The organism is Rhodococcus sp. T2V (assembly GCF_029269925.1).
Classification (GTDB): Bacteria; Actinomycetota; Actinomycetes; order Mycobacteriales; family Mycobacteriaceae; genus Rhodococcus_F; species Rhodococcus_F koreensis.
In genome coordinates, this window is the sequence record NZ_JARJBD010000126.1 from 1 (window position 1) to 22,211 (window position 22,211).

22 protein-coding genes and 2 pseudogenes are annotated in these 22,211 nt (G+C 66.0%); 16 read left to right on the forward strand and 8 right to left on the reverse strand.

What is annotated here, in order from left to right:
- The coding region (locus P3H15_RS48185) for a hypothetical protein (RefSeq protein WP_276143821.1) at positions 1-187 on the reverse strand (187 nt) is incomplete at its 3' end.
- A gap of 477 nt (positions 188-664) precedes the next feature.
- Between P3H15_RS48185 and P3H15_RS48190 the strand changes: the two are divergent.
- Together P3H15_RS48190 and P3H15_RS48195 are read left to right on the forward strand one after the other, a co-directional pair.
- A pseudogene (locus P3H15_RS48190) lies at positions 665-1,146 on the forward strand (Lrp/AsnC family transcriptional regulator).
- Between the two features lie 267 nt (positions 1,147-1,413).
- Entirely contained in the window at positions 1,414-3,258 is a 1,845-nt protein-coding gene (locus P3H15_RS48195; protein WP_346348870.1) for an acetolactate synthase large subunit, read from the forward strand.
- Between the two features lie 225 nt (positions 3,259-3,483).
- Here the strand turns inward: P3H15_RS48195 and P3H15_RS48200 are convergent, their stop codons facing one another.
- On the reverse strand, positions 3,484-4,359 hold the full coding sequence (locus tag P3H15_RS48200) for a fumarylacetoacetate hydrolase family protein (RefSeq protein ID WP_276143824.1): 876 nt from the start codon (positions 4,357-4,359) through the stop codon (positions 3,484-3,486).
- 236 nt (positions 4,360-4,595) lie between these two features.
- Between P3H15_RS48200 and P3H15_RS48205 the strand changes: the two genes are divergently transcribed.
- The gene (locus P3H15_RS48205; RefSeq protein ID WP_276143825.1) at positions 4,596-5,618 is read left to right on the forward strand and encodes an AraC family transcriptional regulator; all 1,023 of its coding nucleotides are present in this window, start codon (positions 4,596-4,598) and stop codon (positions 5,616-5,618) included.
- A gap of 154 nt (positions 5,619-5,772) precedes the next feature.
- On the opposite strand, the gene P3H15_RS48210 is transcribed toward P3H15_RS48205, so the two are convergent.
- The gene (locus P3H15_RS48210) at positions 5,773-6,906 is read right to left on the reverse strand and encodes an IS630 family transposase (protein ID WP_276143844.1); all 1,134 of its coding nucleotides are present in this window, start codon (positions 6,904-6,906) and stop codon (positions 5,773-5,775) included.
- 110 nt (positions 6,907-7,016) lie between these two features.
- Between P3H15_RS48210 and P3H15_RS48215 the strand changes: the two genes are divergently transcribed.
- From P3H15_RS48215 to P3H15_RS48250, 8 genes are all read left to right on the forward strand, one after another.
- Positions 7,017-7,364, forward strand: a complete 348-nt coding sequence (locus P3H15_RS48215) for a hypothetical protein (RefSeq protein ID WP_276143826.1) — start codon at positions 7,017-7,019, stop codon at positions 7,362-7,364.
- A gap of 176 nt (positions 7,365-7,540) precedes the next feature.
- The gene (locus P3H15_RS48220) at positions 7,541-8,113 is read left to right on the forward strand and encodes a VOC family protein (protein ID WP_276143827.1); all 573 of its coding nucleotides are present in this window, start codon (positions 7,541-7,543) and stop codon (positions 8,111-8,113) included.
- A 36-nt stretch (positions 8,114-8,149) separates the two neighbouring features.
- A complete protein-coding gene (locus tag P3H15_RS48225) occupies positions 8,150-8,719 on the forward strand; it encodes a flavin reductase family protein (protein WP_276143828.1) in 570 nt (189 codons plus the stop codon).
- Between the two features lie 62 nt (positions 8,720-8,781).
- A complete protein-coding gene (locus P3H15_RS48230; protein WP_276143829.1) occupies positions 8,782-9,987 on the forward strand; it encodes an acyl-CoA dehydrogenase family protein in 1,206 nt (401 codons plus the stop codon).
- Positions 9,988-10,058: 71 nt separating this feature from the next.
- Positions 10,059-10,973 carry an alpha/beta hydrolase family protein gene (locus P3H15_RS48235; protein WP_276143831.1) on the forward strand — a complete coding sequence of 305 codons (915 nt, stop codon included), beginning with the start codon at positions 10,059-10,061 and terminating at the stop codon, positions 10,971-10,973.
- Between the two features lie 27 nt (positions 10,974-11,000).
- Positions 11,001-11,498, forward strand: coding sequence for a hypothetical protein (locus tag P3H15_RS48240; protein WP_276143832.1), 498 nt, complete (start codon positions 11,001-11,003; stop codon positions 11,496-11,498).
- Positions 11,499-11,512: 14 nt separating this feature from the next.
- A complete protein-coding gene (locus P3H15_RS48245; protein WP_276143833.1) occupies positions 11,513-11,782 on the forward strand; it encodes a hypothetical protein in 270 nt (89 codons plus the stop codon).
- Positions 11,779-12,183 (forward strand): nuclear transport factor 2 family protein, encoded by a 405-nt coding sequence (locus P3H15_RS48250; protein WP_276143834.1) that lies wholly within the window; start codon positions 11,779-11,781, stop codon positions 12,181-12,183. The genes P3H15_RS48245 and P3H15_RS48250 overlap by 4 nt, the downstream gene beginning before the upstream one ends.
- 56 nt (positions 12,184-12,239) lie before the next feature.
- Here P3H15_RS48250 and P3H15_RS48255 read toward each other — a convergent pair whose 3' ends face one another.
- Positions 12,240-13,127, reverse strand: coding sequence for a LysR substrate-binding domain-containing protein (locus tag P3H15_RS48255; RefSeq protein WP_276143835.1), 888 nt, complete (start codon positions 13,125-13,127; stop codon positions 12,240-12,242).
- A 140-nt stretch (positions 13,128-13,267) separates the two neighbouring features.
- On the opposite strand from P3H15_RS48255, the gene P3H15_RS48260 reads away from it, so the two are divergent.
- The 4 genes from P3H15_RS48260 to P3H15_RS48275 all read left to right on the forward strand — a co-directional run bounded on the left by P3H15_RS48260 (position 13,268) and on the right by P3H15_RS48275 (position 17,821).
- Positions 13,268-13,843 (forward strand): nuclear transport factor 2 family protein, encoded by a 576-nt coding sequence (locus tag P3H15_RS48260; RefSeq protein WP_276143836.1) that lies wholly within the window; start codon positions 13,268-13,270, stop codon positions 13,841-13,843.
- A complete protein-coding gene (locus P3H15_RS48265; protein ID WP_276143837.1) occupies positions 13,840-14,943 on the forward strand; it encodes an amidohydrolase family protein in 1,104 nt (367 codons plus the stop codon). Before P3H15_RS48260 ends, P3H15_RS48265 begins: the two co-directional genes overlap by 4 nt.
- A 9-nt stretch (positions 14,944-14,952) precedes the next feature.
- Positions 14,953-15,945: an amidohydrolase family protein gene (locus tag P3H15_RS48270; RefSeq protein WP_276143838.1), complete on the forward strand. Its 993-nt coding sequence runs from the start codon at positions 14,953-14,955 to the stop codon at positions 15,943-15,945.
- A gap of 1,522 nt (positions 15,946-17,467) precedes the next feature.
- Positions 17,468-17,821: a hypothetical protein gene (locus tag P3H15_RS48275; protein WP_276143839.1), complete on the forward strand. Its 354-nt coding sequence runs from the start codon at positions 17,468-17,470 to the stop codon at positions 17,819-17,821.
- A gap of 261 nt (positions 17,822-18,082) precedes the next feature.
- Here P3H15_RS48275 and hadA read toward each other — a convergent pair whose 3' ends face one another.
- On the reverse strand, positions 18,083-18,631 hold the full coding sequence (gene hadA / locus P3H15_RS48280; RefSeq protein WP_276143840.1) for a (3R)-hydroxyacyl-ACP dehydratase subunit HadA: 549 nt from the start codon (positions 18,629-18,631) through the stop codon (positions 18,083-18,085).
- 532 nt (positions 18,632-19,163) lie between these two features.
- On the opposite strand from hadA, the pseudogene P3H15_RS48285 reads away from it, so the two are divergent.
- Positions 19,164-19,437: pseudogene (locus P3H15_RS48285) on the forward strand (glutamate synthase-related protein); the annotation flags it as partial.
- A gap of 339 nt (positions 19,438-19,776) precedes the next feature.
- On the opposite strand, the gene P3H15_RS48290 reads toward P3H15_RS48285, so the two are convergent.
- The 3 genes from P3H15_RS48290 to P3H15_RS48300 are packed head-to-tail and all read right to left on the reverse strand — an operon-like array spanning position 19,777 to position 22,120.
- A complete protein-coding gene (locus tag P3H15_RS48290; RefSeq protein WP_276143841.1) occupies positions 19,777-20,553 on the reverse strand; it encodes a GvpL/GvpF family gas vesicle protein in 777 nt (258 codons plus the stop codon).
- Positions 20,553-20,936 carry a gas vesicle protein GvpJ gene (gvpJ, locus tag P3H15_RS48295; RefSeq protein WP_276143842.1) on the reverse strand — a complete coding sequence of 128 codons (384 nt, stop codon included), beginning with the start codon at positions 20,934-20,936 and terminating at the stop codon, positions 20,553-20,555. The genes P3H15_RS48290 and gvpJ overlap by 1 nt, the downstream gene beginning before the upstream one ends.
- On the reverse strand, positions 20,933-22,120 hold the full coding sequence (locus P3H15_RS48300; protein ID WP_276143843.1) for an SRPBCC family protein: 1,188 nt from the start codon (positions 22,118-22,120) through the stop codon (positions 20,933-20,935). The genes gvpJ and P3H15_RS48300 overlap by 4 nt, the downstream gene beginning before the upstream one ends.
- Between the last annotated feature and the right edge of the window lie 91 nt (positions 22,121-22,211).

Here is a 22,211-nt window from a genome sequence, read left to right on the forward strand (position 1 = left end):
CCATCGACGCACACGACGCCTGATGCCCACCCACCTTCAACCCCGTCGGATTCGGGCGAACCCGGTTGGCGTGGTGGATCATTGCGGTCGCCAACCACAACACGCGCTGCTCGATGTCACGCAGCGTGTCCGAGTTGTCACCGGCGATCGGGGCGTGTGGGTCGGCGGATGAGGTCGTCGCGGTCATGGGTCACTTCCTGGCTGTAGCTCAGTGGGGCTGTGGGTGTGTGTTTTCGACATCTCTTGGTCGATAGAAGGCCTCACCGTGAGGCGGTCTACTCGACGGGTTGTCATCCAGGTCACGCTAGAGGCCTACGGTAGGGTCGGCCCCCCGCCGCGACTAGCCGGTTTGCGCGATGAGCCGTCCACTAGACGAACTGTGTCCACCGTTGCGATCGTTGCCCGGAGTTACGTCGAGGACCACAAGAGGCCGGTGATTCCGCGGTGCCCAGGTCGTGAGCGAGGCGGAGAGGCTGTGGCGGGTAAGCGGACCTGTGGGCACGAAACCTGCCTGCGAGCGGCGTGGCGCCGTCGGTATGACGAGATCCGTGTGTGGATCTCCCGCCACAGTCGACCACCGGAATACACTTCCCGCAATACTGACCGCAGAATTTCAGCATTCTGCGTACCGCTACGCCCTCACACCCTGTTGGAGGTTGGCACAATGCCCACCACGACCACCGTCGACTCCATCGACGCCAAGATTCTCGCCGCCCTGACGAGGAACCCCGTGCCACCGTGATCGGCCTGGCCGACAAGACGAGACTGTCCCGCAACACCGTGCAAGCCCGTCTGGGCGAGCTCGAGAAACAGGGTGCGCTGCACTCTTTCGAACGCCGGATCGACCCCGGTGCCCTCGGATACCCACTGACCGCGTTCATCCTGACCAGCGCCATCCAGCGCAAACTAGGCCAGATCGCAGACGCACTCGACGGTGTCCCGGAAGTGGCCGAGGTGCACGGACTCAGCGGCGTCGCAGACCTTCTCGTCCACGTCGTCGACCGCGACGCCGAAGACCTCTATCGGATCGCCGGCCGGATTCTCGACATCGACTGGGTTGAACAGACCACCACCTCTCTCGTGATGCGCAAACTGGTCGACTTCCGCGTGACGCCGCTGCTGACCCCCCTCGCCAATTCGTCCTGACTTCAATCGCGTTGGGCATTCTGCCCACGGCCACGCGCCTCGACGCGGATGCCGCGCGCAGATTGCTGAAACTGGTTGGAGCCGATTGCCGTCAAGCGATGGTCGTGTTTCACTCGGCACTCGTGCTCACCTATCATCGAGCACTGCACCCTTCTTGCGCACCATCCTCCGATCCCGAGGATGTCCGGCAGGCCGCGAAGCCAGAAATCTGCTCCTTCGCCCGGCTGTGCCGATTCGACAGCCGAACCAGATTCAGAGGACATCCCCGTGAGTGCACCCACCCGACTCCGTGAGGAACAGCAAACCCACGCCGAGATCCGACACCTACCCGAACGCGTCACCGGAGCGCAGGCAGTCGTGCGGTCCCTCGAAGAACTCGACGTCGACTGTGTGTTCGGCATTCCGGGCGGCGCGATCCTGCCCGTCTACGACCCCCTGCTGGAATCGACCCGGGTGCGGCACGTGCTGGTCCGTCACGAGCAGGGTGCCGGACACGCCGCCACCGGGTACGCCCAAGCATCAGGGAAGGTCGGCGTCTGCATGGCGACGTCCGGCCCCGGCGCAACCAACCTCGTGACTCCGCTCGCCGACGCGCAGATGGACTCCGTTCCGGTCGTCGCGATCACCGGACAGGTCGGCCGCGGGCTCATCGGCACCGACGCCTTTCAGGAAGCCGACATCTGCGGCATCACCATGCCGATCACCAAACACAACTTCCTTGTCACCGACCCCGCGGACATTCCCCGAACCATCGCCGAGGCCTTCCACATCGCGTCGAGCGGTCGGCCCGGCGCGGTGCTCGTCGACATCCCGAAGGACGTCCTGCAGGCGACGACCACATTCTCGTGGCCGCCGGAGCGGCGTCTGCCCGGCTACCGTCCTACCACCACACCGCACTCCAAGCAGATCCGCGCGGCCGCCGCGCTGATCAACTCCGCCGCCGCCCCGGTGCTCTACGTCGGCGGCGGCGCGATCAAGTCCGGTGCCGCAACCGAATTGCGTGAGCTCGCCGAACTGACCGGCATTCCCGTCGTCACCACACTGATGGCGCTCGGCGCGTTCCCCGGCAGCCACCCATTGCACTACGGCATGCCGGGCATGCACGGGACCGTGGCCGCCGTGGCCGCCCTGCAGCGCAGCGACCTCCTGATTACCCTCGGCGCACGATTCGACGACCGCGTCACCGGCCACACCGCGTCCTTCGCCCCCAACGCGCGCGTCATCCACGCCGACATCGACCCCGCCGAGATCGGCAAGAACCGGGAGGTGGATGTCCCCATCGTTGGTGACTGCAAGAAGATCGTCCGCGCACTCATTGACGCCCTCAGCCTCGAACCTCAGGCCGTCCTCGATCTCGACGGGTGGCGGGGATCGCTGGACGAAGTGCGACACACTTACCCGGTGAGCTACGACCGCCCGGCCGACGGGACGCTCTCACCGCAACTGGTCATCGAGGCGATCGGGAAGGCGGCGGGCCCCGACGCGATCTTCGTCTCGGGTGTCGGCCAGCATCAGATGTGGGCGGCGCATTTCATCGACTTCGAGAAGCCTCGGACGTGGCTGAATTCCGGCGGCCTCGGCACGATGGGATACGCCGTTCCCGCCGCACTCGGCGCGAAAATAGCTGCGCCCGAATGCGAAGTGTGGGCAATCGACGGCGACGGCTGCTTCCAGATGACCAATCAGGAACTGGCCACCGCCGCGATCGAAGGTGTTCCGATCAAGGTGGCCGTCATCAACAACGGCAACCTCGGCATGGTGAAACAACTCCAGGCCATCCACTACGACGGACGTTACTCCAGCATCGACCTCGCCACCCACTCGCGCCGGATCCCCGACTTCGTCAAACTTGCCGACGCACTCGGCTGCGTCGCCCTGCGCTGTGAGCGAGAGGACGACGTCGACACTGTCATCGCACACGCGCGAGCGATCACCGACCGGCCGGTGGTGATCGACTTCGTCGTCAGCGACGACGCCCTCGTGTGGCCGATGATCGCCGCCGGCGCGAGCAACGATGAGATCATGGCTGCCAAAGACATCCGCCCCCTCTTCGACGACGAAGATGCAGCGGAATACGGACCGCTGCAGGCACCGGCCGCGACGGAGGAGTGAAATCGCTCGACCGCGATGACCATCGCTTGGAACCTCGCGCACCACCACAGTCTGGAGGCGGACGTTCCGCAGCCTCCGACGACGATTCGGTCTCACCGGATTCGCCAATGATATTGCCGCAGAGAGTTATCGGCAGAGAAATCCTGCGACTTCCTCGGGTCTATGGCCGAACGTGGGTTCGCCCTGGGCCAAGCGCCCAGGGCGAACCTACGTGTGTGGCACCAGTTACCGGGGGTCGGCGACGAACCGCTGGTGCAGCTCGCCGATTCCGTCGATCCAGCTGGTCAGCTGCTCACCCGGCTGCAGGAACCGCGGCGGCTTCTGCCCGATACCCACTCCGGCGGGAGTGCCGGTGAAGATCACGTCTCCAGGATGGAGAGTCACAATTTCCGACAGGGCGGCGATCACCGACGGCACCGGGAAGATCAGATCGCTGGTCCGACTTTTCTGAACCTCCTCGCCGTCGATGGCACAGCCCAACTCCAGGTCGTCGGGGTGCGCGAACTCGTCGGGGGTGACCAGCCACGGCCCCTGCGGGGAGAAACCGGCAAAGGACTTGCCCAACCCGAACTGGGCTGCCGGGCCGCGCAACTGCGAGATGCGTTCGGAGATGTCCTGCCCCACCGTCAGACCCGCCACGTGCGACCAGGCGTCGGCGGCGGCGACGCGGCTCGTCTCGCGGCCGATGACGACGACCAACTCCACCTCCCAGTCGACATTGCCGCCGGCCGGGATGCTCACCTCGCTGTCGGGTCCGGAAAAGCTGGAGACATACTTGGTGAACACCGGCGGCAGCGCAGTGGGTGAGTCGAATCCGGACTCGGCCGCGTGATCGTGGTAGTTCAAGCCGATGGCGAACACCTGCCACGGAGCGGGGGACGGCGCCCCGAGCCGGCTCCGGTCGATCGGAAACCCGTTTCTGGCGAGAGCGGACAGATCCTCGTCCGCCGCCCACGCGATGACCTCTTCCCACACGGGGTAGATGTCGGCCAGTGCGGGACCGAATCGGCCCCGTGACGCGGTGGCCAGATCCACCGCCTGCTCGGCTCCGACCTCGCCGGCCACCAGAGCGGCACGGTCATCGATATTGGCTAACCGCATGAAATCCTCAATTTCGTCGTGGTACTGCCCGAGGTGGATGACAATGCCTCGAACAGTGAGCTATAAAGTGTGACCCAGGTCATGGTCGACTCGAACCTATGCGGAGACACACCCGTGGAGCTATCCGATACGCGCACCGGAACGTCCGACCCGCGAAGTATCCCCATTGCGGCAGTGGTCCCAGCACAACCGGGCTCGTACCATGGGCCGAGAACACCAGGAAGCAAGGATCAACCATGGTCGATGTGCCGGCGTCAGCATTCACCGACGAGACCGCTCGGTCTCGTCGCGGGATCTTTTGCGCCACCGACGACTTCGACGTCTATCGCACCAAGATCAACGATGCCTTTTACCCAGCGCGGCTCGAGATCGTCGGTGGGACTCAGCAGCTGTCGGATGCGCGGATGCTGGCGGTACGCCTGACCCACATGACCGTCGGCATCGTCCGCTTCGGCGCCGATGTCCTCATCGACCCGGGCGATGTCTGTGGCTACCACATCGACCTACCGCTCACGGGCTCGCTGGAAACCAGCTGCGGCCCGCAGAATGTGGTGGCGACCCCGCAGCGGGCGGCGGTGTACACCCCCGGCCAGCACACCTTCCTGTCGCGGTGGGCCGCCGACAACACCCAGGTCAGCATCAAGATCGATCGGGCCGCGCTCGAACAGGAACTCGGTCGGATTCTTGGCCGGCCGGTGAACGGGCGGGTGCGCTTCGACATCGGTTTCGACCTGACCACTCCCGCCGGCCGGCGGTGGGCGTCGACCCTGCAGCTCCTGCTCGACACGATCGCCGACCCCGGGCCGATGCCTGATCCTGCCCTGATCGCGCAGGTCAGCCACCTCGAACGTGCCCTGATCAGCGGGTTGCTGGCCAATCAGGGGCACTCGATGAGCGAAGCGATCCTCAGCAGCGGCGGGGACTCCGGCAATCCGGCAGCGGTGCGCAAAGTCCTCGACCTACTTCAGGCGGCACCGGGGGCCCAGCACACTGTCTCCGATCTCGCCGAGGCCGCCGGGGTCGGCGTACGGCAACTGCAGAAACTGTTCCTCGATCGGTTCGAGATGAGCCCGTCGGAGTATGTGCGCAATCTGCGCCTCGACGGGGTGCGGACCGATCTGCTCGAACGCGACCCCGACTGCACGGTGAGTGAGGTCGCGTTCCGGTGGGGGTTCAACCACCTCGGCCGGTTCGCGCAGTATTACGAGCAGAAATTCGGCGAAACTCCCTCGCGGACACTCGGCACTCGCTCGAGCTGACGACGGCGTCGTTGCCCTGTCAGCAACGCTCTGCACCGGTTCGCCTACTGGACGAACGGTAGCGCAAACCGGATATTCAGACCCCCGCGCCGGCTCTAACGTGAATCTCAACCGGAAGTGAGCTAAGTGGTCTGATTCGTTAATTCGTCGGGGGTCATGCCGCTTGCAGGGTTCGGTCGTGGAGGTCGAGTCGTTCGAGGTGTCGGTGCAGGTCGGTGGTGGTGTACCGCCACTTGAACGGCACGGAGGTGGCGTTGTACCGTTCCTCGAAGGCGAGCAGGCGCCGTTCGACAGCATCGAGGTCTTCGAAATCGTTGGGCGAGAGCACTTTGCGTTGGACTATGGAGAAGAAGATCTCGACCTGATTGAGCCACGACGCGTGCACCGGGGTGTGCACCATCACCGCGTTCGGATACCTCGCGGACAGCCGATCGATCGCGGCCCGGCCCCGGTGCGAGGATCCGTTGTCGACGATCCAAAACACCCGCTCCGCAGAGGCGTAGGGCTCGCAGGTCATGACCTGATCGACCAGGTCGGTGAACGGCACTATGCCGGTGGACTGTTCGCATCGACCGAACACTCGGGCATGGTGGACGTCGTAGGCCGCCAGATACGCCAACGCCCCACCGCGGCGGTAGTCGTGATTGACGCGCATCGGACGTCCCTTACCGGCCGGCTGGGTGGGATGGCAGCGTCGGCGGGCCTGGATGGAGGGTTTTTCGTCCGCGGAGATCACGTACTCGTCCGCGCCCAGCGCGATGCCGTCGTACCTGCGGGCGTACAGGTCCAACACCACCGCCGCCTTGGTCTCGAACCGTGGATCCCGGATGAAGATCCACGACTGGTACTGCCAGGGTTTGAGGGCGTCCTGGGCGAGCCAGCGGCGGACCGTCGACACCGAGGCGCCGATCCCGTCGGTCAGTAGCTGGCGGGCCAGTTCCGGGGCGCTCCACCGAGACAGGGGCAGCTGGTGTTCGGCCGGCAACTCGCACGCCCACGCCTTGACCCGGGCCACGTCCGTGGGTGTGTACACCGGTGGGCGCCCCGAGCGGGGCGCGTCGACCAGTGCCTTGATACCCTTGGCGCAGAACCGGGCCCGCCACTTGCGGGCGGTATCGACGCAGATGCCGAGTTCGTCGGCGATGGCCGCGTTCGAGGCGCCGTCGGCGGCCAGCAACACGATCACCGCGCGCAGCACCACCTTCTGCGGGGTGTTGCCCGCCCGCACCCGCCGTTCGAGCTCGACGCGGTCGACGTCGTCCAACGCGACCTGGAACGGACTGACCATCACCACAGCAGCACCATCAGGTCACATTCATCACACATGCCACAACCTTCGCGTGCGACACCCCCGAGATAGGTGACCGACACGGGTGGTCATCGGGCACGATGAACCCTGTGCCGACACCACCGGAATCGACGAAGAACTCGCTGCGCCTTCGGTTGTTCGACCATGCCCGCGCCCGCTGGCCGCAACTGCGTGACGTCGACGCCCGATTTCGAGGATCCTTCGCCTACGTCGACGCGATACTGCCGGACGGCACCGTCCTACCGCTGATGCGGCTGCGTTACGGAGGATCGGCCCGCTCGTGGGGATTCGCGATCCATCTCGCCAGCACCGGCAAGTACCAGGACTCGATCCTGCCCAGCGGCGCCTTCGCCGGCACCCCCGAGGACGCACTCGACTGCGCCTGCGGGCTCTACCTCGCCGACCCCACCGCCTGGCAACAACCCCCGACGAATTAACGAATCAGACCACTAAGTAACACGAAACGAAGCGGCAGTCTCAGGTCACCGATCGCCCCGGAAGGGGTCCCGGCCCTGGGGGATGCACACGCGAACCCGTTGCCGGACAAGCTCACCCGTTTCACCAACGTAGCCAGCGGTGCTTTGCGCACCCCTCCACAGGAGAGTGAACCGTCATGTCGGCAACCCCGAAATTCGCGCACGTTGTCTTCCAGACCGCCCAGCCCACCGAAATGCGGGACTTCTACTGCACCGTCCTCGACGGCCACGTCGTCTACCAGGACAAGGCGTTGTGCTTCATCACCTTCGACGAGGAACACCACCGCGTCGCCCTGCTGACCCCACCCATGCCGCTCGAGCGCAAGAGCCCGATCACCGCGGCCGCGCATCACGTCGCCTACACCTTCGACCACCTCGACGACCTCCTCGACCGCTACGAGCTGCTCCGCGACAAGGAGGTTCTGCCCGCCGTCTCCATCGCACACGGGGTGACCACCTCGCTGTACTACCAGGACCCGGACGACAACTTCGTCGAGATGCAGATCGACAACTTCGCCGAACCCGAGCAGGCCACGGAGTACATGCACGGTCCCGAGTACGCCGGCGACTCCGTCGGGCCCGCGTTCGATCCCGAGGCGATGCTGGTTGCCCGCCGCAGGGGTGCTTCCGTCGACGAACTCACCAACCGTGTCTGGGCTCTGAAGGCCGATCTGCCCGACCCGATGACCGTCCTCGTCGGCGCCCACTGACCTGACCCACCCACCCACGCCCCGGGGAGGCCCATCATGACCACCACCTCCGACATCGCGCCCACCACCGAGTCCGGCATCGATCCGAAGCGTTTCCGGGATCTGATGGCCCGGGTCTGCGCTCCAGTGACGATCGTGACCACCACCGACGGCGACGGCCCGCACGGGGCGACGGCGAGCTCGTTCGCGGCCCTGTCCCAGGATCCGCCGCTGATCACCGTGGCCTTCGACCGCCGGTCGGCACTGCTGGCCCGGATCGTGGCCGCGGGCCGGTTCGGGGTCAACCTGCTCCACCACGGGCAAGAGGACCTCGCGATGCGTTTCGCCAGCCGCGGTACCGGCGGCGAACGTTTCGCCGGAACCCCGTGGCACACCGACACCGGGCTTCCCCGCCTCGACGATGCCGCCGGCTGGGTGACCTGCGAGCTGTACGACACCGTCGAGGGCGGTGATCACCTGCTCCTGATCGGGCTGGTTACCACAGCCTGCAATGTCGAACGGCCGCCGCTGGTCTACGCCAATCGCACCTTCGGCACCCACTCCCGGTTCACCGAACGTCCCCGCCGACCGATCATCGACCACATCACCGCCTGCACCCCGGACTGACGGCCCCGTCCGGTCCGGTAAGGCCGCCCTCCCCCGTCCGAAGAACTTCGAAGGAATTCCCTATGACTACCGTCACCGATGCCCCGCCCACCACCGTCCCCAGTGCCGACGAGATCGTCGGCCGCGTCCGCGATCTGCAGCCAGTGCTGGCGAAGAACTCCGCGCAAGGAGAAGCGGACCGCCGCGTCGTCGAGGAGTCGATCACCGCCCTCACCGACGCCGGCGCCTTCAAGGTCGCCCAGCCCCGCCGCTACGGCGGCTACGAGACCTCGATGCGCACCATGCTCGACGTGTCCGCCGCAGTCGGCGAGGCCGACGGCGGCACCGCTTGGGTGGTCACCCTCTGCAACGTCTGCGCCTGGCTGACCGGCCTGTTCCCCGAACAGGCACAGGACGACGTCTGGGCCGACACGCCTGATGCGAAGGTGTCCGGAGTTCTCTCCCCGACCTCGGAGGCAGTGAAGGTCGACGGCGGCTTCACGGTGACCGGCCGCTGGTACTACAACTCCGGCTCCTGGCACGCGAGTTGGGCGGTCCTGGGCATCCCGATCACCAACGCGGACGGCGAGGTGATCGACCAGGGACTTGCCCTGATCCCCCGCGCGGATCTCAGTTTCGAGGAAACCTGGTTCGTCGCCGGCATGAAATCCTCCGGGTCGAACTGCCTGATCGCCACCGACGTATTCGTCCCCGAGCACCGCATCCTGCCCGTCCCCGCCGCGATCGGCGGCGACTACGCCACCGAGCACACCGACGAGATCCTGTACCGGTCGGCATTCGTTCCGCTGCTCTCGCTCGTGCTTGCCGGCCCCCAGCTCGGGATGGGACGCAAGGCCCTCGAACTGGTCACCGCCAAAGCCGACACGAAGGCCATTTCCTACACCTTCTACACCGCCCAGTCCGACTCGGTGGCCTTCCAGCTCCAGATCGCCGAGGCCGCGATGCTCATCGACACCGCCCACCTGCACGCCTACCGGGCCGCCGACGACATCGACACCGCCGCCGCGAGCGGCGTCTACCCCGACGTGATCGCCCGTACCCGTGTCCGCGCCGACACCGGCTGGGTCCTCGACCACATCACCAAGGCCATCAACATCCTCGTCTCCGCACACGGCGCCGGCAGCTTCGGGGAGAACAACCCGCTACAACGCATCTGGCGCGACTCGAATGTCGCTGCACGCCATGCGGTCACCTTGCCTGCAGTCAACTACGAGGTCTACGGCAAGGCCCTCCTCGGTCGCGACGACCAGATCACACCTCTCATCTGACCATCCAACCCGCGGATGAGGCGGCTGACGGCGCTCACACCCATCCGCCTCACCCGAACGGAGACAACCTCATGCGCACACTCAGCACCGTGGTACAGGGCCACCGCCTTGCGGCGCACCTGTATCCCTCGGAGCACCGGAACCCGAATGCGCCCTTGCTCGTTGCCCTGCACGGTGGTCTCTATACCGGGCTGTACTTCGACGTGCCGGGCTCGTCTGCCGGATCCTTTGCGGAAATCGCCAACCGCAATGGATTCGACCTGATCACGATCGACCGCCCCGGATACGGCGACAGCGACCCTCTTCTTGCGGAAGAGAACACGTTCGCCCGGCAAGCCGAACTACTCGACAACGGCATCGAAGAATTGCTCGCCTCGCACGACAACGCGGCCGGTGTCGTACTCGTGGGGCATTCCATCGGAGGGATGATCGGCCTCGAGATCGCCGCCCGGCGTCCTTCCTGGTGTCTGTTCGGGATCTCGGCCACGGGGATGGGCGCACGCATTCCCTCTCACGGCGCGGCCGAAGAACTCGGCACCCTGCCCCTGCACGGGATCGTGGACGTCCCGATACCCGAGCGGGAAAAGCTGTGGTACGGACCGGCGGGCAGCTACACCGCGGCGGCAGTCGAGGCAGCACGGCACTCCTACGCCCCCGCGCCCATGGTGGAACTGGCCGCCGCACCGAGGTGGGCGGCCACCCGGCTCGACCCTGTCGCCGCCGACATCGACGTCCCGGTGCACCACGCCCTCGCCGAATTCGACGCACTCTGGGACTCCTCCCGCGATGCCCGCGAACTCTTCCTGACGAAGTTCCCGGGCGAGCTCCGCGTCACGTCCGAGATCGTCCCGGGTGTGGGCCATTGCCTCGACCACCACCTCAGCGGAGCTGCCCTGCATCTGCGGCAGCTTGCCTTCGCCCTCGACTGCGCGTCGGTTACCCACGGCACGCACCGCCGGGGTGGCATCCCTGCTCCTGCACTCTGACTCACCGAAGCGAAGGTTAGAAACGCCATGTCCGACAACACCACTCATCCCGACTGCCTGATGTGCGTCCAAGAGGAGTCCGGCCGGGACTCGGCCGTCTTCCGCGATACGCTGTGGGCCGGAGAAATCGTCCCCGGCATGGAGGTGCCCGGCTGGTTCGTCCTGCGGGCCCGTCGGCACGCCGAACGCATCACCGGCCTCGACGACGCCGAATTGGGCACCCTCGGCCGTCGGGTCCGCGATCTGACGGCGGCGGTCACTGAGGTCACCGGTGCCCCCGCAACCTATTTGATGGCATTCGGGGAGAACCACAAACACTTCCACGTCCTGATCGCCGCCCGAGGGGACGACGTTCCTGCTGACCGGCGCAGCGGCAACATCCTCAAACTCGTTGCCGAACGGGCGGATTCCGCGGCCTCTGCCGATCTGGTTCCCGCCGTACAGGAGGCGTATGCCCGCCATGCGTCGGCGGCCCCTTCTGCCGACGGTTCCGCGTCGGTCCATCACGCGACGCATCAGGGGTGAACACCATGGCAACGATGTTGCAGCCAGAACAGCATTCACACTCCTCCAGCGGAGGGACACGCGAGATCATCGGATTCGCCCTGCGCTGGGCGCCGTTCGACGGCGGTGACGAATACATCCTTCCCCAGTTCGGGATCACGCCTGCGACGTTCTACCGACGGTTGGCGGCGATCCTCCGCGACGGCCACACCCGTCTCGATCACGGTGTCCGCGAGATTCTCACCGGATTGTGCCGCAACAAACTGCCCGACGCTCCGTTCGGCGATCAGGTGCCGACCCGGTGACCGGACACCTGATCGACTTCGGCGACCGGGCAGGACTTCTCGAAGCCGAAAGCGCACGGCTCGTGGCGATGACCGACGGCGACCTGGGCACCCTGGATTCGCTGATCGCCGACGGCGCGCTCTACATTCACTCCTCGGGCGAGATCGACACCAAGCGCGAGTACCTGACGAAGCTGGCCACCGGCCAGTTCCGGTATGCGGCGGTCACCACCGAGGATCCTCATGTCACTGCTCTGGGATCAGCTATCGCGCTTACCTACCGCATGCACGCGCACCTGGTCTTCCCCACCGGTCCGCGCCAGATCCGTGCCCGTGCCACCGCGGTCTGGCGGAGGTACGACGACGGATTCCGTCTCGAGCTGTTCCAGTCCACCCCGACCCCGACCCCGGCCGAGCCATGATCGACGTGTCGTACACCCCACCCGACCTGCCCGGGCCATCGGAGGGGTGTACCCGGTTACTCGATCGCCGAGCGCGCGATCTCCAGCAGCGCTCGCGCCGCCCCGCTGGTCTCCTCACGCCGGCTCAGCACCAGCAACTCCGCGACGACGCCCGATTCTTCCAAGGGACGAAACGTCAGACCCGGGATCGCGACGTGCGCGGTCTGCGCCGGAACCAACGCCACCCCGAGCCCGGCGGATGCCATGGCAAGCACGCTCAGAGTGCTCGGCAGATGCCGGACGCGGTCCCCGGGATGCCCCCCGAGTTGCGCCCGCAGGTCACCAACTGTGGAATCATCCTCGCCGCCGTCAGAATACACGAGCAGCAGTTCATCCCCCAGGTCCCGGAACGGGACAGTGCTCCGGTCAGCGAGCCGGTGCCGATCCGACATCGCCACCACCAGGGGCGAGGTCCCGATTCGGTCGGCGCGCAGGTCCGGATGCGTCACCGCCCCGATTCCCGGGCTGTACCCGACGTCGACTTCACCCGCCAGGATCGCCTCCCCCTGCGCCCGCGGCACCAGCTCCCGCACCTCGATCCGAGCCTCCGGGTACCGCCCGTGGAACACCTCCAGATCCCGCCCGAGCTTGCCGATCAGTACCGCCACCCCCGCGAAACCGACGCGCACGGAGCCGATCTCACCACGCAGGGAGCGCTGCGCCGTCGTCTTCGCCCACTCCGCCTGGACCAGCGCCCGCCGAGCCTCGACCAGGAAGGCGGTGCCCGCCTCGGTCAACTCGACGCGGCGACTGGTCCGCACGAACAACGGCCCACCCAGTTCCTTCTCGAGTGCCCGAACCTGCATGCTCAGCGTCGGCTGCACCACATGCAGCCGCTCCGCGGCGCGGCCGAAATGCCGCTCCTCCGCGACCGCCACGAAGTACCGCAGATGACGCAATTCCACCGCTTACCACCACCCATCATTCACGATGATCAATCAGTCAGATCTTTCTCATTGTAATGATGACAGCTGGAGAGCACCCTGAACCAGGACCGCCCGACACTCCGGGCCCGACCCCATACAGCACGAAAGCGAAGACACGAATGGATTCCTACCTCGCCGACCGACGATCGATCGACGACCTGATGATCGGATGGATCCGGCGCGACCTCGCCCAGTGGGATTCGATGCGGGAGTTGTTCCACCCCGATGGTGTCATCGAAATTACGTGGTTCCGAGGGCTGTTCACCGACTTCGTCGATGCTTCCGCGCGGATGGGCGAGTCCGATCTGCGGACCAAGCATGTCATCACTTCTCCGGTCGTGACGTTTCGCGGAGACCGGGCGGTCGCCGAGACCAATGCGATGGTCGTCGCCGAGAACGTGGCACTGAAGCTCGGCTGTCTCAGCCACAATCGATTCCTCGACCGCATCGAGAAACGCGACGGCATCTGGAAAATCGTCGACCGCCGCAGCATTTACGACATGGGCTCGTTCACCTTCCCCTGCGGCATCGTCGACATCGACACCACTGCGAAGTACCCACCCGAGTACGCCGCCCTGGCTTACCTGCTCGACAGGAGCGGCTTCCCTGTCACCGGTGCTTTCGCCACCAAGGGCAGCGACCTCGAAGCCACCATCAAACGATCAGCACAGCTGTGGTTGGAGGACAAGCAATGACCACCCGTATCACCGACGTCCGGGTGTTCGACGGCGAACAACTGCTCCCCGACCGCAAGGATGTCACCTTCGACGCCACCAGGATTCTCGCCATCGACCCCGCAGGCACCAACCTTGGACGCGAAACCGTCACCGGCATAGACGGTTACGGCACCACCCTGCTGCCCGGGCTTATCGACGCACACATTCATTTACACAGCAGCGACACTCTCCAGCAGCTCGCGAGCTTCGGCGTGACCACCGGCCTCGACATGGCCACCTGGCCGGCCGAGAAACTCGCCTCACTCCGCGCCATCGCCGGACGCGAGGGTCTCGCCGACCTCCGCAGCCCCGGCCTGCCTGCGATCGGTCCTGCCGGCAACCATGCCCGCTTCGTTCCCGAAGAGGCTGTCGTCACCAACCCCGACCAGGCAGCGCGATTCGTCGATGCACGCGGCACCGAGGGCGCCGACTACATCAAGATCGTGGCCGAGGCACCCGGCGATGGCGGACCAGATCAGCCCACCCTGACCGCACTCGTGGACGCTGCACACGAACACGGGAAGAAGGTCATTGCGCACACCGCCACTCCCGGTGCCTTCGCGATGGCACTTGTCGCCGGGGCCGACATTTTCACCCACATTCCGCTGGGTCCGCCCCTGGACGCCGACACCGTACAACGCATGGCCGACAACGACGCGGTTGCCGTCCCCACCTTGACCTTGATGGAAGGGATCACATCGTCACACGGCAACGCGCAGGCATTCGCCGGATCGCTGCGCAGCGTGACCGCACTGCAGCAGGAAGGCGTCACGGTACTGGCGGGCACGGACGCCAACACCGAACCCGGTGCCCCCACTCGGGTCGCATACGGGACGAGCCTGCACCACGAACTCGAACTGCTCGTCGACGCCGGTCTGACCCCGACAAAGGCGCTGCGCGCGGCGACCAGCCGCACCGCCGACGTGTTCGACCTGCCCGACCGCGGCCGCATCCGTCCCGGACTGCGTTCGGACCTGCTGCTCGTCGACGGTGACCCCACCGTCTCCATCGCAGCGACCGGCACCATCCGCGCCGTCTACATCGCCGGAGTACCCGTTCATCGATCCGCCACCGAATAGGGAGCACCCATGAGGATCATCACCCTCGAGGAGCATTACCTCGACCCTGCGATCGCCGCTGCCAGCGCCCCCCTTGCCCGAGAGCTGAGCCCGGATTTCGCGGCCGCGTACGATCCTGCCAGCGGGCTCAGCTACACCCCCTCTGCGCAGGTGCTGCAGGATCTCGGCGACGGCCGGATCGCCGACATGGACTCCCACGGCATCAGCATGCAGGTCCTGTCGTGCCTGACTACCCAGCAGGTCCCGGCGGACGTGGCCCCCGACCTGGTCCGCGCCGCCAACGACACCGCCGCAGCCGCCGTCCGCGCCCACCCGGACCGCTTCGCCGCGTTCGCCGCCCTGCCGACCACCGCCCCCGCCGCGGCCGCCACCGAACTCGCCCGCTGCATCGACGAACTGGGATTCGTCGGCACCATGATCAACGGCCGCACCGACGGCGAGTTCCTCGACGCACCCCGCTTCGACCCGATCCTGGCCACCGCCGCCGCCCGCAACGTGCCGATCTACCTACACCCGGCGGTGCCACCCCGCGAAACGTCCGACTCCAACTACGCCGGGCTGGCTCCGCTGGTGACCGCCCGGTTGCAGACCAGCGCCTGGGGCTGGCACCAGGAAACCGCCGTCCACTTTCTGCACCTGGTGCTGTCCGGAGTCCTCGACCGCTACCCGAACCTGCAGTTCATTCTCGGCCACTGGGGCGAGATGATCCCCTTCTACCTCGACCGGCTCGACGAAGCCCTGCCGCAGTCCCTGACACAGCTCGAGCGCAGCATCTCCGACTACGTCCGAGGCAACGTCTACATCACCCCGTCGGGGATGTTCAGCCAGGCGCAACTGCAATACTGCGTCGAAACCCTCGGCGTCGACCGGATCCTCTACTCCGTCGACTATCCCTTCATCGGCAACGACGGCGCGGTCGCCTTCCTCGCGGAAGCGAGCCTGCCCGAAGATGCGAAACACCAGATCGCCCACATGAATACGGAAAATCTCCTCAGCATCTGACACGCCCATACGTATCCCGGCACTGACCCGCAACTTCACACGCGGCGAGCCGGAAAGAAGGTTCACCCCCGAATGAAGATCGCCACCCTGCTTCGAACCGGAGCACGGATCGCCACCGGATCCACCTACGCCGTCCTCGGCTGGGACGCCCTCCGCACCCCCGGCGCACGGGTGCAGATGGCCGCCGGCACACCCGACATGGTCGGCGACCGAACACGCAGTTCGGTTGCCCCGCCCTGCTTCCGATACCGTTGCTCTCGTTGCAGATTGGACCGTAAGGGATCAGGCGCCAAGCCTGTTGGAGGCGGTCACGCCTCGTAGTGGGTGAACGCTTCGGTTGACGGTCAGGCCGCAAGAACGGCCACCCTGCGCCAGGGGATTCACACCATCAGGCAACGGGGTCGACACCGGTCGACTCTGATGCCTTGCGCTGCTCGAAGCGTCGACGACGCATCCGAAGTTTCACCTTGAACAGTTGCCGCTCAACAGCTCTCGCGAGTCGCGAGCGCTACTGGGCGTCAGCTCGCACCGCTGCGACCTGCGCAGCGACGACGAGGGCCAGAAGGAGGGCGGCGAGTAGCAGCGGCCCGAGCGGGAGAGCGAGGCGTCTGTGCGGACGCATAATAGGCACGGATGCACCGGCCCCCTCCCCTAGCCCCCGAAACACCTCGGACTTTCCACACATTTTGATCACTTGTCCATTTCTTATTTTGATCACTCGTCCAACGAAGAATTGATCTTTCGTTCAGTTCGAGATCGGGTCTAATTTCGGTTTCGATGAAACGCTTAGGGTACCTCCGTGCGATATGCACGGTAAGCGGGATCGGTGATCTCGTAAACGACAACAGGTAAGAGGAGTGAAGAGTTCATGGGTTCTGCAGGTATTGACTTTTCGGTCGCCTTCGCGGCGTTCCTGAAATGGCTCAGCGTGACATTCGGCGGCGGTATCGGAATCGGCTGACCGCCGAATACGGCCCGGAAATGGTGGTGGCTCGGCTCACCAGGTGGGAGTCGAGCCACCACCATGAGCCACCCTCGAAACCATATCGAGAATTACCTCGTTTCCACACCGACATGACGCTCTTACATAAGAAATGTGCAGGGAAGTGATCTTCTTGCGGAAGGAATGATTGTCCATCCAACGACGGCATCACCTAGCGCGCAATCGCGGATCCTAACGGGCGGGAGAGCAGTTCGGCCGGCGCGGGTATGTACACGACGCTGGAGATGATCATCGGGCGCCGCCGTGGGCACCGTGTAACACCATTTCAAGTCGAAACCGGATCTCGCCGACGCGGTCATTTTCGAGGACGTACGCCGAACGACCAGTTCGGGTGCAGCACGTCCGCTGGATCGCCTTGCACAGTTGTTTCGGTGCACGGCGGACCGGGATGGGATGCCCGGGTGGGACCGGCTGTTCGTGGTCGAGGTCTGGGCGAATCCGCTCACACAGGACTCGGTTCGACTGTGAGGCACACTCATTGACACGGTACGCACGAAACGCCGCTTATCATCGCATGTCATGGGAGTCGTTACCACGGCACGTGCACTCGGCCGCCTCCAGTACCGGCTCACGCGTATCCCTCTTGACCTGTTCGAGGGCAGCGTGATGCCGGTGTTCTTCGACGACGGCGCCCCGGCCCGGCTGGTGTTCGAGTGGGTGCTGATCGAGTGCGACAATGCCGCCGCAGTTCTGTTCGACGACGACTCCGCGGCCGCCCATGCACAGCAGTTGCGGCAGCGCAGTGCCGCCGTGCGATATGCCCGCGCCCGTCGGCAACGGCAGATCCTCCGCGATACCGATGCCGCCGTCCTCGAGCGGCACCGCGCTCTTTTCCGTGCGCGGCACCAACAGCACACCAGGGGCACCGAGTGATGCCCCTGTCGCGCAGTACCGCGGTGTCGCCGAGTGCAGCGGTTCCGACCGCCAGCATCCGGTTGAACCACGGGTAATGTCTGGTCTCGCAGTGTCCCACCCACCGAGCACCAAGCTCGGTGACCGGTCCAGTGGTGGCCGGCCCCCTCTCCAGGATCCTCTGGGTTGGTCACCGTCGTGTCATCGACCCGGGATCCGGCGGGACGGACACCGAACCACGTTCACGGTTCTTCCCTGCGTGTGGAGCGGCTGCTGTGGCCACTACTGCACCGGGGGTGGGGGCGCCTTGTGCATCATCACCGCGGCGACCGCCCGGGCCAGTTCCGGATCGGCCACCCCTCCGGTGCGTGCGATGAGGGTGGTGCGAGTGGTGGCCACCGGATCCTCGTGCTGATCGGTGATCAGGTTCCTAGTGACGATGATGTCGGTGCCGCCCATCTGCCGGAACGACTCCAGGCAGACGTCGCAGTCCAGCCGGTCCCCGACCCGCACCGGCCGATGCAGAATCAGCTGCTGGTCGGTGTGCATCATCTGACTCAGGTCGTAACCGACCAGAACCCGCACGAACAGCTCCTCGATCGCAAGCGATCCGAGGATACTGACGAACGTGACCGGTGCGATCAGCCCGTCGTATCCGAGCTCGTAGGCGGCATCTTCGCGAAGATGGGCGCCATGCCGATCCTGGACGGCCCGGGCATATTCGCGGATCTTCTCCCGCCCGACTTCGTAGCCGGTGACCCGGTGATGGCGGCCGATCAGACCTGCCACCACGGCGGCGACGTCGGAGGGCCGGGTCACGGTGTCCCGCATCTCGGGCAGCGCTCCTTGGCCTTCCGCAAGTGGTAGTGCGCCACCCCGTGGCGAACCCCAGCTGCCTCGGCCACACCACGGGCGGTCAACGCGGCGACACCGTGATGAGCGGGAAGCTTCGGCATCCACAGATCGTAAGCGCTCGGCCCCGCAAGAAGGACGAAAGGAGCACCGCGCGTCGGAACAGCCGACGATCCGGTCTCCTAGCCGGTGGCCGACCCTCCGACGCAAAGTCCCGGATGCAGATCGCCGCACCACACGATCCGGCACCGCGCGGTCAGCGGAAGATCGTCTTCACCGCGGCGGCGAGCGCTACCACCGCCACGGACACCGACCGCACGGAAGAACCGGCACCGATTGGGGCAGCCCCAGACAACGACAACGACATGAGGCGCCGAACCGGTGCCATGCGATCCCCTCACCGCCCCAAGAGGTTCACCACAGCACCGCCGGACCCCGAAAGCGTGTCGCGCCGCCGGACCCTCGAATCTGGCGGGTCCGCGAACACCCGAAGCATGAGTCAGCCGCAGGTCGGGTGTATTCGCGATTCGCGGAGGCCGGCCTGACAGACGAGGTCACCTTCGTCGGCTCGGGCAAGCTCGGACTGTCCGACAACGCGGTCGCGGCATTGGCACTGGGGTGCGACATGGTCAACGTCGCGCGCGAACCCATGCTCGCCGTCGGCTGTATCCAGGAGCAGAAATGCCATACCGACCGCTGTCCCATCGGCGTCGCCACCCAGAACGCCTGCTCCAACGAGGGCTGGACGTCGATCGAAGTCGGTCCGTGCAGCGAACTACGTGCGCCCGGCGATGCCTACCGGTCGCAGCGGTCTCTCGACGTGGGCCTCCCGTGTCACCCGCAACCGGTGTCACCTGTGTGCAGCAAAACCGTGACCGCCGCACTGCGGCAGGGCAGCCGATCTGCTCGAGCTGCCGCGCCCCACGTACGCCTGCGGCCCGTGCGGGCGGGTACGCGCGATCTACACCACCCTGCCGCTCGGCGCATTCTGTGGTCCCTGCTACCGACACCTGCGGCGCAACCCGCTCCATTCACCCGCTGCGGCCACGCCGTCCGTTAGTCGATGACGACGGCGCCGGGGGCCAGGTGTGCGGGCCCTGCTCGGGTGAGAGCAGACCCATGCCTCAGCCCTGCCGCTCCGGCTTCGGGGTGACCACGAAGTCGTACGCCGCCTGCGGTCCGAGCAGCTTCATCTCCACCCGTCCGTCCCAGTCCTGGGCCGGCTCGGTGAGCACCCGTTCGAGCTCGTCCTGACACTCGAGGTCGGCGAGGATCGCCACCTGCACGGCCTCCTGCTCATGAGTGGGTTCGCGCACGTTCACTGAAGCGGCGAGGTCGTCGAGCGCCTCGACGACCCTGCGGGTGTCCTGTTCGCGTTTGGCGGCGATCGCGTTGCTGACCAGTTCCCCCAAGGCCATCCGCGCCTGCCGGCCCGCGTCCTCCGACTTGTCGCGGATCTCCTCGCGCAGCGCCGCCGCCTGCTCGTCCTCGTCGAGGATCTCGCGCAGGATCGCCTTCTCCACGTACCGGCCCTTCACGATGTATTGGGCCTTGCCCTCCAATTTCCCGAGCGCAGTACCGAACTCGTCCGCGTGCGCCGCGAGCAGTTCCTCCCGCACGGCGTCGGCGTCGCTGAGCACCGCGCCGAACCGCAGGGGCAGCACCGGCGCCACCCCGGCCACCCCGTCCAGCAGGTCCGCATGCGCCCGCAGGTCCCCGGGTTCGCCGAGCGCCCGGTCCACCGACAGTCCGCTCACCAGGGCGGCGATGTCACCCTGCGTGACCAGTTCCACGGTGCCGTCCGCGACCCCGGTCGCATCCTTGGCTACCTCGACGACCGCCGGGGCGATGCCGTAGACATACACACCGGTCGTCTGCTTCGTCTGCTCCGAGGAGGCCATCACCGGTCACCTCGAGTCGATTTGCGCGACACTCGTTCCCGCTGCGGTTCTTCCTCTTCCTCCCCACCCCCGAAGAGGCCGCCGAGCTTGTCCCCGGCCGATTCGAGCGCGCCCTTGGTCTTGTGCTTGGCAGCGCCCTCGGTGGCGCCGGAGACGATCTCGGACAGCCCCTTCGGTTCGCTGCCGATCTCGAGCCGGTTCACCGCCTCCGCGAACCGCAGATAGGTGTCCACGCTCGCGACGACGACGCGGGCGTCGATGGTCAGCAGTTCGATACCGACCAGCGAGACCCGCACGTAGGCGTCGATCACGAGGCCCTTGTCGAGGATGGTGTCGATGACGTCGGCGAGGCTACTCGAGCTGGGTCCACCTGCCGTGGTCATGCGCGTGCTCCCGTCCTACGCCGCGGCGTTGCCTTCTTCTTTGCAGGGGTCTTCTTCGCTGCGGCCTTCCGGGGACGACGCCGCCGCGGCTCGGGCTCCTCCTCCGCGGTGTCCTCCTCCGGCTCCTCCTCGGATTCTTCGTCCTCGTACTCCCCGGTCTCGTTCTCCGGCTCTTCCTCGGATTCTTCGTCCTCGTATTCGGCGGTCTCGTCGTCCGGCTCTTCCTCGGATTCTTCGTCTTCGGCCGTCTCCTCGTCCGACCGGTCCTGCTCACCGGTGGCGTCGGCTGTCTCGTCGTCGGCCGGTTCCTCGTTGTTGTCCTCGGACTCCTCGAGTTCGACAACTTTGCCGTCCCGAATTTCCCCGCGCCACCCCTCTACTTCGTCCGGATGAAGAACGGACTGGGTCATGACGTGGCGTCCGAAGTGCTTCAACTCCAAGCGCGCTCGCCGACCCTGTGCCCGCCACAGGTTTCCCGTCCTCTCGAACAAGCCCTTCGGGTGATACTCGAGGATCAGAACGATGCGGGTGAGATCGGGAGTCACCTCGTGGAACGTCACCGCACCGTCGATGAAACCCTTGGCGCCCTTCGACCGCCACACGATCCGCTCATCGGGGACCTGTTCGATGATCGACGCCTCCCAGGTGCGGTGCGACAGGAAGATCTGCGCTTTCCACTCGAGCTTCTCGTCCGCTTCCTGCTCCACCCGTTCGACCTTCTTCATGAACGACGGAAAGTCGGCGAACTGGGTCCACTGGTTATAGGCCAGTTGGACCGGGACACCGACATCGAGCGTTTCGACGATGTTGGTCAACTTGAGCTTCTTGCCCTTACCGCCACCACCGCCGCCGGTGACCGCGTCCTTCAGATTCGACGCCGTGTCCTTCACCTTGTCGGTCAGCCCGGAGAACAGTGACGTGCCGTCGCCCTTCCCGTTCCCGTCACCGTTGCCCTTGCCGGTGACCGCGGACAGCAGGCTGCCCCCGCGGCCCTCGGCGTAGTCGGTCAACCGGCCGGTCGCGCCCGCCACCTTGTCGGAGACGGTGGACAACGCCTTGTCGGTCACGGTGCCGAGCAGGCCCTGCGCCGCCTTCTGCAGCGGTGAGACCGATTCGGCCTTACCGGGCGCACCGGAGACGTTCTCGCGCAGCTTCTTCGGCGCACTGTCAAGATTCGAGGTCATCACTGATCACTTCCGGGTGCGTCGTCGTACGGGTACGGAATCGGTCGTCGCCTTCGCGCGCGTCCTGCGGGCCCGGGACAGCTCGTCCTCG